This window comes from Kocuria sp. U4B (genome assembly GCF_054875615.1).
The window spans coordinates 3,608,591-3,622,626 of sequence record NZ_CM142180.1 but is presented as its reverse complement, the minus strand read 5'-3'; the positions used below and the strand labels follow the sequence as shown (position 1 = coordinate 3,622,626).

The following is a 14,036-nucleotide window of genomic DNA, read 5'->3' as shown; positions in this document are numbered from 1 at the left end:
GGCAGAGGCGCTGAGGGGACGCCACCACCGGGCGGTGCGCCCCGCCCGGGCACGGTCACCGGCGGCAGCCCGCCGATGGGGCCAGTCCCTGGCGCAGGTCGCCGATACCGTGCTGGGCGACCCTGGCCCCACCCCAGGACCATGCCGGTCCCCACGGGTTGCTGTCCGTCGTCGAGCCGCCCGGTCACGAGCCGAGGCCCTGGCCGCCCGGGGCCACAGACCCTGGGGATCGGAGTAGGTGTGTGCTCCGACTGGGGATCATGTCGCCAGTGGCGATCTGCGCCCCCGGCGGACCCCCTTCCGTGTCGGGTGCGGTGCGGATCGCTGGTGTCCCCGCCCTCGTGGGGACCCCCGCGGGCCCTGCCATCCCCCCATGCGCAGGGCCCGTCGTCTGTCCCGCCGCACCCGGGTAAGCGGCGGGGCGGCTGGAGACGGAACAGCCCGCACTGCGCCGTCTCTGCCCACCGCTCCCTGGGCGGGCTGCCGGCAGGATCGCCCGCGAGGTCGATGCGGTCCGTGGCGCCACCAGCCCGGTCGAAAGAGGGACGTGGTGTCGGCGCCCTTGCTGAGATCGACCCGTCCTCGTCCCGCCGCACGGCGTGCCCGGCCACCCCGTCAGGCCCCACACCCCACGGGCTGGATTGCGTGTCGCGAGCAGGGGCATGGTGCGCCGCCGGAACGGGGCTCTGTCCCCCCGCCCTGGGGTGGGGGGCGGGACTGCCCGCGGGCCGGGTCAAGCCGGTGCGGCCCTCGGTGCAGCCTGCCGCGGACTACTGCTGGTCTGCGCGCCAGGACGGCCAGGTCCCCTATCGGGCCCGTTCCGTCACGGGGGTGCCGGCACGTACACTCGGTCCACCGCATCCCCCGGTGTGTGCGAGGAGAGCAGGATCGTCATGACCGGAACCTCCGACAGCGCTCCCGGTGGTTATGTGCTCACGGCCGAGGAGGGGACCCCGTTCTGGTTCCTCGGCAGCCTGGTGACCGTCAAGGTCGACGGGGCCCGCACCCGGGGCAAGCTCACCATCGTGGACTTCGTGAACCCGCCCGGGTTCGCCCCTCCGGTGCACCGTCACCTGGAGGAGGACGAGGTCTTCTACATTGTGTCCGGGCGGGCGCGCTTCGTATGCGACGGCACCGTCTTCGATGCCGGGCCCGGGGACTTCGTGTTCCTCCCCGTCGGCTCAGCCCACACGTTCCTCGTCGCCCCACAGGAGCCGCTGCACACCTTGCAGATCACCGTGCCGGCCGGTTTCGAGGAGTTCACCGCCGAGGCCGGGACCCCGGCACTCGAGCGGGTGCTGCCGGGCCCGGGGCCAGTGGACCCGGCCGCCCTGGCCGCGGCCGCCGCCCGCCACCACATCGAGATCCTCGGCCCGCCACCGGCCTCGCTCTAGCACCTGGTCCCAGAACCCGATCGGCCGTTGCTCGTGCTTGTTCGGTTGGCCGACCATGCCGGCATGCCACGAGGAAGCACCAGTGGATGGTCGACGACCAGCCGTGGGAGCTGATCTCCCCGCTCATCCCATCCCCGCGACCGCCTCAGAACCTTGGCGTGCGGCCTCGGATCGGTGGCCGGGCGGCCTTGGGGAGTCCTGGTCGTGCTCCATACCGGGTGCCGGTGGCGGGACCTGCCCCCGGAGCTGGGTGGAGGACGCGAGCACACGGCCCGGCGGATGCGCCACCGGCAGGAAGCCGGGGTGTGGGAGAAGCTGCACCAGCGGGCGCCCGATGAGCTCTGAAGAGGAGCAGATCCTGGACTGGTCCAGGGACAGCATCGACTCGGTGTCCGGGCGGACCCAAAGGGTGGCGAGCTGACCGGCCCCCCTCCCCACGGACCGCCTGCCGCCACTCCTGCTGGCCGTCAGGCACCCGAGTTGTGGGACCAGGTGCAAGGGGCAGGACCGTGGTCCAGGCACCACCCCCACCGGCTCGGACGTGCTCTCCACCGCCGTCGCCACATGTACGGCGATCCTCTTGCTTCCTGCCTGCGGCACCGACTCGATCCAGCACGCTCGAGACAGCGCAGCCACGCGCTGCTGGTTCTGCCGCACTCCCCCGACCGGTGTCCGGTACCGGTGCGGTGGGGGGCTTGCCCGACGCCGCATCACTCCCCGGACGCTCGGGCGCATGCTGGGGTCCGCCGTCCCGATCCATGGCCGTGGTCGCCCGTGGCGGCACGGAGTTCTGAGGGCGCCGCGACCCGTGCGCGCCGGACCGGAATCGGTCATAGTGATGTCGCAGTGACTGTCGTCGAAGGAGACGTCATGGCCGATCACACGGGGGCCGGGCAGACCACGGAGCAGGGAACTGTCGGCCGGGCGCGCTGGGCCCGGCGGCGCCGGGGGACCGCCCCGCAGCGCCCGTGGCGCACCGAGGGCCTGCCGGGGGACGGAGAGGGGCCGCAGAAGCCGACCTGGTGGCGCTTCTGGGCGTGGCTGCTGGGGTGGTGGTTGCTGCTCTTCGCGCTGACCACCGTCCAGGACGTGGGCAGCGCCCGGGTGGCCGCCGTGCCCTACACCGAGTTCACCGCTCAGGTGCAGGACGCCAACGTCCGGGAGGTCTTCGCCCGCGGCAACACGATCGAAGGCGTCCTCAAGGAGCCGGCCGACCGCCCCGGTGAGGAGGGCACCTACACCGAGTTCACCACCGAGCGGCCGGTCTTCGCCGACGACGACCTTCTCGCAGCCCTGCAGCGCAGCGACGCCCAGGTCAGTGCGACCCCGGTGACCACCGAGCGGGGCTTTCTGGCGAACCTGCTCATCTCCTTGCTGCCGGTCGCGGTGCTGCTCTGGTTCTGGTTGTGGGTGCTGCGCCGCCAGAGCGGTGCCATGGGCGGGATGCTCGGCGGCAAGAAGCCCCGCCGGGTGGACCCCTCCGAGGTGCGCGTCTCCTTCGACGACGTCGCCGGCATCGACGAGGTCGAGGATCAGGTCGTCGAGATCGTCGACTTCCTCAAGGACCCCGACAAGTACCGTCGCCTCGGCGCCCGGATGCCCAAGGGCGTGCTGCTGGAGGGCCCGCCCGGCACGGGCAAGACCTTGATCGCCCGGGCCACGGCTGGGGAGGCCGGCGTGCCGTTCTTCTCGGCCAGTGCTTCGGAGTTCATCGAGATGATCGTCGGGGTGGGCGCTTCGCGCGTGCGCGAGCTCTTCGCCGAGGCGCGCAAGGTCGCTCCCGCCATCGTCTTCATCGACGAGATCGACACCATCGGGCGCACCCGCTCGGCGACCGGTTCGGTGGGCGGACACGACGAACGCGAGCAGACCCTCAATCAGATCCTCACCGAGATGGACGGGTTCACCGGCACCGAGGGTGTGGTCGTGCTGGCCGCCACCAACCGCGCCGACATCCTGGACCCGGCCCTGACCCGGGCCGGTCGCTTCGACCGCAAGATCACCGTCGGGGTGCCCGACCAGCACGGGCGCCAGGAGATCCTGGCCGTCCACACCCGCACCGTGCCCCTGGCCCCCGACGTCGACCTCGCCCACGTGGCGCGCACCACCCCGGGGATGACCGGGGCCGATCTGGCCAACCTCGTCAACGAGGCGGCGCTGCTGGCCGCCCGGCGCGGGCGTGAGCAGGTGACGCTCCGGGACTTCACCGACGCGCTGGAGAAGGTCCAGCTGGGTGCTGAACGCTCCGTGGTCCTGCCCCGGGAGGAGCGGCTGCGCACCGCCTACCACGAGGCCGGTCACGCCCTGCTGGGCATGCTCCAGCCCGGGGCGGACCCCGTGCGCAAGATCTCCATCGTCCCGCGCGGTCGCGCCCTGGGAGTGACCTTGTCCACCCCGGACACGGACCGGTACGGCTATGACCGGGACTATCTCAGGGGCCGGATCATCGGGGCACTGGGCGGCATGGCCGCCGAGGAGGAGGTCTTCGGCGTCATCACCACCGGGGCGGAGTCCGACCTGCAGACCGCCACCGGCATCGCCCGGCAGATGGTCGGCCGGTGGGGGATGTCGCCGCGGGTCGGACCCGTGCAGGTCTACCCCCTCGAGGGCGACCCGCGACAGGCGGGGGCGTCGGAGGCGCTCCTGGAAGCCGTCGACGAGGAGGTGCGCACCCTCGTCGCCGACTGCTACGCCGAGGCCCGCCAGGTGCTGGGCGACCACCGGGACCGGCTCGAGACGATCGTGTCCGCGCTCATGGACCGCGAGAGCCTGGACGAGACCGAGGTCTACGCCGTCGCCGGGATCGAACGCCGACCCGCCACCCCGCAGCTCGTCGGCGCCGTCCCCGGATCTCCGTCCCGGGAGGACACCGCCAGCGGCAGGGTCAGCTCCCGCCGGGGCAGCACGTCGATGCGGTGAGCGCCGGTCCCCCGCGGCCTCGAGCTGCGGCCGCTCCGGCAGCGGCGGCCTGGGCGTCGACCGGCCGCACGGCCGATCGCAGCGCGCCGCCACCTGCATCCTCGGGCCGGCACGTCCTCGACCACCAGGAGGCGGCGTGGCGTGCCCAGGACCTGTCGACCGTTCCATCACCGGCCTCCCCTATGAGCTCGTGACCACGACGGGCCCGGCTGACGCTGCCACCGCGCCGAGAACGCATCTTTCGCTCCCCGCCCGCGGTGCCTATCCTGGAAGTGTCCCAACAAGAGCACCTCCGGCCCCCGACGGGTCCACGGCCTCCGGTTGACGGCCGGCCCGACGTTGCCGGGGCCGGCGTCGAGGAGAGGAGGCAAGTGATGGCTGGACTGATGCGCAGGGACCCCTTCGACGTGCTGGAGCCGTTCCGCCGGCTCCTGGAAGGCGATCTGCAGCCCGGCATGCCAGTGTCCTGGCCCAAGGTCGAGGAGTTCCAGGACGGCGAGGCCATGGTGATCCGGGCGGAGCTGCCCGACATCGACCCGGAGCAGGACGTGGAGCTCACCGTGGTCGATGACACGCTGCGCCTGCGGGCCGAACGCCGCCAGAAGTCCGAGCACAAGGACAAGGCCACCTACCGCTCGGAGTTCCGCTACGGGTCCTTCTACCGCACCCTGCCGCTTCCGGCCGGGACCAAGGAGGACGACATCACCGCCACCTACAAGGACGGGGTGCTGGAGGTCCGGGCCCCGGTCAGGGGTGCCGACGAGCTGACCGGGACCAAGAAGATCCCCGTCACCCGCGGCTGAACCCGACGCCCTGACCAGCAGGGCGGCGGGGACCCGTGAGATGTTCGGGTCCCCGCCGCCCGCTCATGAGACGGGCCGCTGAGGCGCACAGGCCGACCGAGGCGATGGCCGTGATCGGCAAGCCCGCCCATCCGTGGCAGGCCTCGAAGCAGCGGGCACGTCCACCCTGCCACCGACGGCAACAGGCGAGATCGGGCTCGCGGCGGCCGACCGGCGAGCAGGAACAGGGCGGTTTCGTCCTCCGGTATCCGCGGAGGCATGTGGCGATGTCGCTCCTTCGCCGCACACGCCACCGGCGCGGTCATCTCGCGGGCCGGTGGGCGGCCCTGACAGCCCGTACCTGCACAACGGATCGGCCTCCGGTCACAGCAGGCATCCGGCCCCCGCCAGTCCCGCCTCGTAGCCCCGGGCTTGCAGGACAGGACCGAAGGCACCGGGGATCGTTCCCACGACCGGGTCGGTGCGGCACGTCCCGTGGAAGATCGTCAGCCAGAGGCGCCGTCCGCCTGCGGTCCACGGCGGCCCTGCCGGATGTGCACTGCTGCGGCGTGGGACTCCTGTGGTGTCAGGCGGGCCGGTTCAGGGGTCGGTGGCATGGCCGGAGGACAGTCGATGGAACCTGATCCGGTGCCGGCCGGCCCGGGTGCCGCCTTGGCCCGTGTTCGGGGCGTGGTACTGCAGGCCCGCACGGCCGCTGAGGCGGTGGCGCAGTCGGTGGAGGTCGCCCAGGAGCTGATCCCCATGGCGGCGAGGGCCGGGATCCCCGTGGTGGACCAGGACGGGACGTGCACCACCGTCGCGGCCACGGCCCCGGTCGTGGCTCAGGCGGATGCGCTGCAGCACGGGCTCGGGGAGGGACCGTGCCTGCGGGCCTGGGACACCGTGGGCGTTCAGTACGTCCCTGATACGGCCACCGGACCCGCGGTGGCCGGCCTGGGGCCGGACCCAGGGCGCGGCAGGCATCCGCTCCGCACTGAGCGTCCTGCTGAGCTCGCTCACCGGCCCGGTGCGGCCCTGTTGAGAGTCGAGCGCACCCATCTGCGAGCTCAGCGCTGGAGCACCGACTTCCAGGGCGCCGTGGCGGCCCCGGGGCCGGATCGCACGCGCCGTGGGCGTGCTCATGGGTGCCCACCAGCTCTCCGCGGCCGCCGACGGCCTCCTGGACGCCTCCGACCCCTCGTCCTGGGAGGGCCATCCCGTGATGGGTCCGTGCCACCCGCTCAGCACCGCGGGAACCGTCTCAGTCCTCCTCGGCGGTGTCGTTCTCGGCGAGGTCCGAGACGTACGGGGCCTGTGGCGGGGGCATGCGGGCGATCAGCTCGTTGGCCGCGTGCGCCAGCAGGTCCCGCTGGAAAGGCGGCAGGCTGAAGGACTGGTGCAGATAGGCGTCGACCTCCACCTCCCCCGCCTCACCCCCCATGCTGAAGTAGTGCAACCACAACTGCTCGCACCCGATCCCGGCACGCTGGATGGCCTGGCGCAGCAAACGGGCCTGTTCTCGGGCCATCGCCTCCTCACCCCCGGTGCTAGAACGTCGCGTCGGGGGAACGGTCCAGGACCGCCCGGGCGATTTCCGTCAACTCCCGGCCCTGGGCCCGGGAGGCCTCCAGCAGTGCCACGCGCGCCTGCTGCTGACCCAGCCCCCGACGTTCCATCACGATCCCCGTGGCCACGTCGACCATCTGGCGGTCGGACAAGGCGGTGCGCAACGCCTCGCTGAGCTTGCGCGGGGCCTCAGACGTCTGGGCGGCACCCAACAGGGTCGCGGCCGCGGCCGCCAGAAGGCTCAGCCGCCGCTCATCAGCGGCCGTGAACCCGTCAGCGGTGGTGGTGTAGACCTTCAGCGCCCCGATGCAGCGGCCCTTGTACAGCATCGGCGCACTCATCGCCGAGCGGACCCCCAGTGGCAGCACTTCCGCGCACCAGCGACGCCACCGGGTCTCGGTGGCGGTGTCGTCCACCCGCTGCAGCGCCTCGGTGGCCCACGCGCTCAGACACGGGCCCTCGCCCAGCTCGTACTGCAAGGTGTCAGCAGCTTCGGCGACCGCATCCGTGGCGCCGGTGGACATGGTGTGCCCCTGGTCGTCGATCATCGACGCCCCGGCACCGATCGCGGAGTCCACCACGTCCTGGGCGACCTCGGCCAGCTGCTCGACCGCGGTGGCGGCGCTCTCCCGGCTGAGCAACATGCTGTGGATGCGGGCGAAGACCGTGGTCAGTTCCGTGCCCGAGAACTCGCTGTCCATAATGGCCCCCCGGTCCGACGGACCCGCTCTCCGTCCCGGAACACCGGGGGCACAAGGGAATCCGGTCGTTGACTGCCCTTGCCCCCAGAATACTCCGGACCACGTCAGCCCGTGAGCCCACCGTGCCGAGCCCGCCGCCGACAGTGCGCCTCAGTGCTGGGCACCACCTGGACTACCGTCCCCGTCGGTTCCTTCCGTGCCCTCGGTACCGCGGGCCGTCTCGTCCGGGTCGTCCGCCGGCACCTCGGAGGAGTAGGGAGCGCGGGTGCCGGAGCCGTGATCGACGAGTTCGTTGGCCGCATGAGCCAGCAGGTCGCGCTCCAAGCGCGGCAGCCGCAGGGCGTGATGGAGATAGGCATCGATCTCCACCTCCTGCACCTCCCCGCCCAGCCGGAAGTAGTGCAGCCACAACGCCCCCACCGCGAGGTCGGCGGCGTCCAGCGCCCGGGCCAGGCCGCGTGCCTGCTCCCGGCCCACCTCGTCGTCGTCCATCACAGGCCTCCTACCCTTCCCGGTCCGCCGGGCGGGCCAGGATCTGGCGGGCGACCTGTGCCAGGGGGCGGTCCTGGATCACCGCCTCGTCCAGCAGCGCTGCCCGGGCCTGTTCGAGGCCGGTGCCGTGGCGCTCCATCAGCACTCCGACCGCGACCCCCACCTCCTGGCGGTCCGCCGGGGCTGCCTGCACAGCAGCGCTCAGCCGGTGCGGGGCGTCGCCAGGCTGGCCGCAGCCCGGCAGGACCGCCACCGCCCCAGCCAGCAGACCCGGCGTTGTCTCGTCCTCTGCGGTGAAGGCACCGGGGTCACGGGCGTAGACCTTCATCGCCCCACCCGCCGTCCGCCGAGCACCGGCGGGGTGTTCAGCACCGAGCCGATGCCCTGCTCCCTGGCCGCAGCACACCAGCCCGGCCAACGGGCCTCGCTCGCCGTGCCGTCGACGCGCACCACTGATGCGGTCGCCCGGGCGCCGAGGCAGGGGCCGTCGCCGAGCTCGTACTGCAGGGCGCCGGCGGTCGCGGTGAGGGCGTCGGTGGCCCCGGCGGATCTTGCCCGGCCGGTGCCGTCGATGAGCGAGGCGCCGGCCCCTGCGGCGGAGCCGATCACGGCGTGGGCGACCTGGGCGAGCTGGTCCACCGCCGTGGCAGCGTCCGGCTGGCTCAGCAGCATCCCCTGGATGCGGGCGAAGGCCATGCCCAGCTCGGACACCGAAGGATCAGGGTTCATGCGGGCTCCACCGGTCGTGATGGCGACCGGAGGTCACGTCCCGGCTTCGGAGATCGCTCCGCTCGGCGGGGTGCGTCTGCGTGGTTCGCCCTGGTCCTGGACGTTCAGCCTACGCCCCATTCCGTTCCCTGCATCCCCCTGCACCTGCCTCCCCCGGGACGGCCAGCACATACTGCGCGCACCACCGCCTCCACACTCCCGTACCGACTCTTCGCACCGTCGACGGAGGAGCGCCCTGGACAGCACCGCGCAGCAGGCCGCCCGCAGCCCTGCTTGCCCGCCTCGTAGGAGGAAGCGCCTGGCGGGCCGGGCGGTGCACGCGGCTTCCACGGCGAGCGCCGCCGTCCCTGCCGAGGACCCGCTCGGGAACGCTCAGGAGCGCCGCCCCCTTCTGGCTCCGACCGCGGACCTGCCCGGGCCGTCGTCCCGGCCGCTGCCTTCACACAGCACGACGGCACCGCCACCACCGGGCGATGGCAGCCCCTCGCCGAGGAAGGCACGCTGTGCGTGGACCTCGCCGGAGAGGGCACCGTCGTCACCGGCAACCGCACCGAGGGCTCCCGCGGCTCCACCGCTGCCGCGGCGGCCACAGAAGCACCCCGGGGCCGCGACGAGGAGAACACACCACGGAGGCTGACTGACCGCTGGGCAAGCTCCCTCGACCGTCACCGTCGCCCCGGACGGGCGCGACTACGGCAACGACCTCTGTGCCGCCGACGCCCAGCGGCTGCGTGAGGAGCTGCGCCCGCCCGCGGCCGCGTCCCCGCCCGGCCTGCGCACTCCGCCCGGGCCGGCACAGGCGCGCCCCAGCAGACACACGGCGACGGGACTGCTGAAGGTCCTCATCGCCTCCTGGTCCGGAGGGCGGGGCCCGGCGGAAAGCCTCCGCCGAGCTGGGCACGGCTCCGCCTGTACCCTGACGGGGTGGTGGAACAGAGCGTGTGGATGAACAAGGTGCAGGCCGATCCCGGGCACTCGGCCTGGTACGTCGAGCGGTTCCGAGAGCTGGCGGCCGCCGGAGAAGACATCGTCGGGGAAGCCCGGCTGATCGACGCCATGGTCTGCCGCCGCTCACGGATCCTGGACGCCGGCTGCGGAGCCGGCCGCAATGGCGGCTACCTGCACCACGCCGGGCACACCGTCGTCGGGGTCGACGTCGATCCCGCCCTCATCGCCGCCGCCCGCGCGGATCATCCCGGGCCTCAGTGGATCATCGGGGATCTGGCCGAACTCGATCTGCCCGCCGGCGGGATCCCCGAGCCCTTCGACATCATCCTGTGCGCCGGCAACGTCATGGCCTTCCTGGCCCCGAGCACACGCACCGACGTCCTGCGGCGCTTCCAGCGGCACCTGGCCTCCGGAGGGCGCGCGGTCGTCGGGTTCGGCGCTGGGCGCGGCTACCCCTTCGCCCAGTTCCTCACCGACGCCGAGCAGGCCGGTCTGGTGCCCGACCTGCTCCTGTCCACCTGGGACCTGCGGCCGTTCCGGGAGGACAGCGACTTCCTCGTGGCCGTGCTGCGCGGTGCCACAGCCCCGCAGACCTGACACCGGGACCGCCGAGCTGCACCGCCAGCAGCCCGGGACCACGCTTCCGGGACCGGCTGCCAGGCACCGAGCACCGGGGACAGCGCGAACCACCGGCCCCGTCCCGGAGCACCTGAGGGCCCACCCGACAGACGACGTCCCGCCCTCCTCGGCCTGCGGCACCCATGCCGGGGTCCTCCACCGGTGGATGCTGCTCCTCGAGGAGAGGCGCTGCGCATGGAGCTCACCGGGCCCAACGGCGCCCTCACCGGCCACCCCGCGGACGAGGGCGCCGAGGCGGTGCCCGTCGGCCTCGCGGCGCACGAGCACGACCACGCCCGGACCGGCCGGCTCGTAGGCGGTGCACAGCACCATCTCCCCCGCCCGCAGGCTCGACCCTGCCCGGTCGGTGCACACCCGACACCGGGACGGGGAGCAGCTCCCGGCCGAGGGGGTGGGGTCGGAACCCGCCCTCACCCCGATGCCGGGGGCCACCGGGTCCGAGGGCCGGACGGGTCTTCGCCCGCGCCCGGCTGCTGAGCGAGGTCGGGGGCCACGACTGCTACGGCGGCACCCGCACGGTGGACGCGCACGTGCGGCGGCTGCGCGCCGACCACGAGCACCTGATCACCACGGTGCACGACGTGGGCTGCAGCTCCACCGCCACCCCACCCCGGATGAGCCGAGCGCCTCCCCCGTTGGCCCGGCGGAAGGCCGCGACGGGGCCGACACGTGCTGGGCCCAGGGAGGACGGAACGAGTGGTCCGGCCGTCCCGGCCGACCTCTGCACCGCTCGGTTCAGCATGCTCCGCCGCGCCCGGTGCTCCGCAGCCCGGGGCCGCACCGACGGAACTCATCTCCACGGCCCTTTGTGGAGGGGAGGTCACACTGGGCCTTCCCTCCGTCCAGTGGGTACGGGCGTCACCGACGGTCGGTAGCGTGGTCCTGGCAGGCGTCGACGGGTCGGCGCACAGCACCGACGGAAGGACGAGGAGATGGCCACCTCCCAGGACTACGGATTCGACCACGACGCCCTCGCGCTGACGGACGACGAGTTCCAGCACCTCCTGCAGGCCCAGCCGGAGCAGTACCCGGAGCACCTGCGGATCGCGGCGTCGCTGGATCGTTGGGTCGCCACCGTCAAGGACCGGCTGGCCTCCGGCGAGGTGAACAGCCTGGACCACCAGCGCCTTGAGGGGTTGCTCGTCGCGCTGCCCGAGGTCGCCACGGCCCTGCGACGAGGACAGTTCCTCCCGGGCCACCAGCACGGGGTGCCCACGGAGGCACAGCTGGAGACCGCAGAACGCGCCGCCGATGCCAAGCTCCGGGCCGCGTCCGAGGAAGGCTTCAACGGCTGATCACCGCCCAAGGCCTGGCTCACGGGCCGGTCCGGCCGGGGGTGCCCGGATGTCCTGGGTGAACCGGCCGAGGTTCACCGGGTCCGCCCTCAGTGGCTGCAGCTCGGGAGGGCGCTGCCCCGGGCGCAGATCACGGCTGCACCGGAGCGCGGCGTAGGGCGCCAGGTGGTTGGCGGCCCGCACCGGACCATCCCGGCACCGGAGGCACCACATGGCCTCGACCGGGGTTCAGCACCCGCAGCGCCGTTTCCTCCTTTCCCCGCTGTGCAGCTGTTCGGCGGAGGCCAGCATGCTCCGCATCGACCGGCGGCGCCTGCGGGAGGGCTGCGGCGCAATACTAAGCCGACTGGTCAATGGTGCGGGAAGCGCCTAGTCTGGAGAACTGGTCCAGCAGCAGGCCGAGACGTCCTCGTGTGCGAGAAGGCAGCCGCTGTGAACCATCCATCCTCTCCGACCGGTCTGGTCGACTCCCACGGCACCGTGGACGAGCACGTGGGCCATCGATGAAGGTCACGGTCTTCGGCGCGACCACGGAGCTGGGGCGCCAGGTGGTCGCCGACCTGCTCGTCCGCGGTCACGCAGTCACCGCCTGCCTGACGGACCGCGACCAGGTCCCCTCGGACTTCGGGAACGGGGTGCGGATCGTGGTCAGGGAGCTCACCGACGTGGCGACCATCGAGGAGGCCGTGGCCGCGGGCGAGGCGGTGATCAACGCCCTGGACCCCCGCACCACCCGCCCGGAGCACCCCCTCGTTCCGGTGACGACGACCGCCCACATCGTGGGGGCGATGCACCGCCACGGGATCCGCCGCTACGTCGGCTACACCTGCCCCACCATCCCCCTGTGCCCGCACGAACGGGCGCCCGCCCGGGTCCGTGCCCACCGTCTGCACGTCAGCTGGTTCCACTCCCGGACCCAGGCGCAGGTGACGCAGATGGCCCGGGTGGTCACCGCCTCGGGGCTGGACTGGACGCTGGTGCGCTTTCTCCAGCTGCACACCGGGGACGCGCGAGCTGTGGAGTACGTGGGGCACTTCGGCCGGCGCGCGGTCGGCACCAGGGCCACCGTGGCCGGCATCGCCGCCACCGCCGCCCAGGCCTTGGACACCGACCACCTCCGCGCCGCCCCTGCCGTCAGCACCTGAGACCACGGGGTCCGCACAGGAGCATCCGTCCGGGACCCGTCCCTGCCCCCCCTCTCGGCACCGCGCTCGATCACCGACGGACGGACGCCTCACACACCGACGGGTTCCGCCCATCCCGCGCAGGCCGGACGGGCCCCCGGACATCCCCGCATCCTCGCGCACTCCAAGGAGAGACGACCACCATGGCCACCGACTACGACGCCCCCCGCACCAGCCCGGAGGACGAGCCGGCCAACGAGCCGCTGGAGGCCGCCCGGGCCCCGGGCACCCTCCAGGTCCCGGACATCGACGACGCCGAGGACGACACCGTTGAGGGCCTCGACCTGCCCGGGGCGGATCTGTCCGCAGAAGAACTGACCATCCAGGTCATCCCGGAACGCGACGACGAGTTCGTCTGCGACTCCTGCTTCCTGGTCCGCCGCCGCAGCCAGCTCGCCCGCGCCACCGACGGCCACCGGTACTGCACCGAGTGCGAGAGCTGATGCTCGGGCACCGTTCCGGCCGCCCCAGGCTCCTGACCGCGGAGGAGACCCGGGCGGGGACCCCAGGCGGCCGAAAGAACAGTAAACTGAGGGATTAAGAGGGGGTCGGTGAGACGAGACGCTTTCTTCGCTGACGGAGCCGGCAGCGGCCATCGCGCCAGCCCGACCATCCCCATGGAAGTCCGGGCACCCCATGTCCTCTGCATCCCCTGAGTCCTCCCCCGGTGAGCTGGCCGCCGTCTTCGCCCAGTTGCACGGCATGCTGCTGAGCCGGCAGGACGCCACCTCGGCCGTCCACCACCTCGCCCAGGCCGCCCAGCAGATGATCCCCGCCGCCACCGGGGCAGGGGTCTCGCTGCTGGACGAGGACGGCACCCGGATCTCCACCGCCGCCACCGACCCGGCCGTGGAGGCCGCTGATGCCGCCCAGTACGAGCTGGGCCAGGGCCCGTGCCTGAGCGCCTGGGCCACCGGAGAGCCCCAGCGGATCGAGGACACCACCACGGACCTCCGCTGGCCGCAATGGCAGACGACGGCGGCGGAGGCCGGGATCCGCTCGGTCCTGAGCACCCCGCTGGTGCACCGGGGTCGGGCCCTGGGAGCGCTGAAGGTCTACGCCCCCACCCCGGCAGCCCTCGGCCCGGAGCAGGAGCGGCTGCTGGGGCTGTTCGCCGACGCGGTGTCCACCCTGCTCGGGTCGGCCCAGACCAGCGACGCCCCGGTGCGGCTGAGCGCCTCCTTGCAGGCAGCCCTGTCCTCCCGAGGGGTCGTCGGGCTGGCCACCGGGGTGCTCATGGCCCGGGACCACCTCGGTCCCGAGGCGGCCCGCACCGCGCTGCTGGAGACCGCCCGCACCCAGGGCCGGCGGGTGGCCGAGGTCGCCGCCGACCTCCTGGTCGCCGCGCAGGACCGGGGCCGCGACCAGGACGGGCGGCGGTGAGAGG

15 protein-coding genes are annotated in these 14,036 nt (G+C 72.9%); 10 read left to right on the top strand and 5 right to left on the bottom strand.

The features are described 5' to 3' along the window. Nucleotides 1-893: 893 nt before the first annotated feature. From ACYSMR_RS16825 to ACYSMR_RS16810, 4 genes are all read left to right on the top strand, one after another. Nucleotides 894-1,394, top strand: coding sequence for a cupin domain-containing protein (locus tag ACYSMR_RS16825; protein WP_309125773.1), 501 nt, complete (start codon nucleotides 894-896; stop codon nucleotides 1,392-1,394). A gap of 204 nt (nucleotides 1,395-1,598) precedes the next feature. Beyond that, nucleotides 1,599-1,739, top strand: a complete 141-nt coding sequence (locus tag ACYSMR_RS16820; protein WP_461746697.1) for a transposase — start codon at nucleotides 1,599-1,601, stop codon at nucleotides 1,737-1,739. 525 nt (nucleotides 1,740-2,264) lie between these two features. Beyond that, nucleotides 2,265-4,313 (top strand): ATP-dependent zinc metalloprotease FtsH, encoded by a 2,049-nt coding sequence (gene ftsH / locus ACYSMR_RS16815; RefSeq protein WP_461746695.1) that lies wholly within the window; start codon nucleotides 2,265-2,267, stop codon nucleotides 4,311-4,313. Nucleotides 4,314-4,687: 374 nt separating this feature from the next. After that, nucleotides 4,688-5,116: an Hsp20/alpha crystallin family protein gene (locus ACYSMR_RS16810; protein ID WP_309125771.1), complete on the top strand. Its 429-nt coding sequence runs from the start codon at nucleotides 4,688-4,690 to the stop codon at nucleotides 5,114-5,116. A 1,240-nt stretch (nucleotides 5,117-6,356) separates the two neighbouring features. Here the strand turns inward: ACYSMR_RS16810 and ACYSMR_RS16805 are convergent. The 5 genes from ACYSMR_RS16805 to ACYSMR_RS16785 form a co-directional block, all read right to left on the bottom strand. Continuing rightward, nucleotides 6,357-6,623 carry a hypothetical protein gene (locus ACYSMR_RS16805; protein ID WP_461746693.1) on the bottom strand — a complete coding sequence of 89 codons (267 nt, stop codon included), beginning with the start codon at nucleotides 6,621-6,623 and terminating at the stop codon, nucleotides 6,357-6,359. A 19-nt stretch (nucleotides 6,624-6,642) separates the two neighbouring features. Further along, a complete protein-coding gene (locus tag ACYSMR_RS16800) occupies nucleotides 6,643-7,362 on the bottom strand; it encodes a GAF and ANTAR domain-containing protein (protein WP_251332523.1) in 720 nt (239 codons plus the stop codon). Between the two features lie 150 nt (nucleotides 7,363-7,512). After that, nucleotides 7,513-7,854: a hypothetical protein gene (locus ACYSMR_RS16795; RefSeq protein WP_461746691.1), complete on the bottom strand. Its 342-nt coding sequence runs from the start codon at nucleotides 7,852-7,854 to the stop codon at nucleotides 7,513-7,515. 10 nt (nucleotides 7,855-7,864) lie between these two features. Further along, on the bottom strand, nucleotides 7,865-8,182 hold the full coding sequence (locus ACYSMR_RS16790; RefSeq protein WP_461746689.1) for an ANTAR domain-containing protein: 318 nt from the start codon (nucleotides 8,180-8,182) through the stop codon (nucleotides 7,865-7,867). Next, nucleotides 8,179-8,583, bottom strand: a complete 405-nt coding sequence (locus ACYSMR_RS16785; protein WP_461746687.1) for a GAF domain-containing protein — start codon at nucleotides 8,581-8,583, stop codon at nucleotides 8,179-8,181. Before ACYSMR_RS16785 ends, ACYSMR_RS16790 begins: the two co-directional genes overlap by 4 nt. A 924-nt stretch (nucleotides 8,584-9,507) precedes the next feature. Between ACYSMR_RS16785 and ACYSMR_RS16780 the strand changes: the two genes are divergently transcribed. The 6 genes from ACYSMR_RS16780 (at nucleotide 9,508) to ACYSMR_RS16755 (ending at nucleotide 14,032) form a co-directional block, all read left to right on the top strand. Then, entirely contained in the window at nucleotides 9,508-10,128 is a 621-nt protein-coding gene (locus ACYSMR_RS16780) for a class I SAM-dependent methyltransferase (protein ID WP_461746685.1), read from the top strand. Nucleotides 10,129-10,292: 164 nt separating this feature from the next. Beyond that, nucleotides 10,293-11,045: a winged helix-turn-helix domain-containing protein gene (locus tag ACYSMR_RS16775; RefSeq protein WP_461746683.1), complete on the top strand. Its 753-nt coding sequence runs from the start codon at nucleotides 10,293-10,295 to the stop codon at nucleotides 11,043-11,045. A gap of 57 nt (nucleotides 11,046-11,102) precedes the next feature. Next, on the top strand, nucleotides 11,103-11,465 hold the full coding sequence (locus ACYSMR_RS16770) for a hypothetical protein (RefSeq protein ID WP_461746681.1): 363 nt from the start codon (nucleotides 11,103-11,105) through the stop codon (nucleotides 11,463-11,465). A gap of 503 nt (nucleotides 11,466-11,968) precedes the next feature. Further along, a complete protein-coding gene (locus ACYSMR_RS16765) occupies nucleotides 11,969-12,610 on the top strand; it encodes an NAD(P)-dependent oxidoreductase (protein ID WP_461746679.1) in 642 nt (213 codons plus the stop codon). 182 nt (nucleotides 12,611-12,792) lie between these two features. Next, nucleotides 12,793-13,092: a DUF4193 domain-containing protein gene (locus tag ACYSMR_RS16760; RefSeq protein WP_461746677.1), complete on the top strand. Its 300-nt coding sequence runs from the start codon at nucleotides 12,793-12,795 to the stop codon at nucleotides 13,090-13,092. Nucleotides 13,093-13,285: 193 nt separating this feature from the next. Continuing rightward, on the top strand, nucleotides 13,286-14,032 hold the full coding sequence (locus ACYSMR_RS16755) for a GAF and ANTAR domain-containing protein (protein ID WP_461746675.1): 747 nt from the start codon (nucleotides 13,286-13,288) through the stop codon (nucleotides 14,030-14,032). The last annotated feature ends 4 nt before the right edge of the window (nucleotides 14,033-14,036 follow it).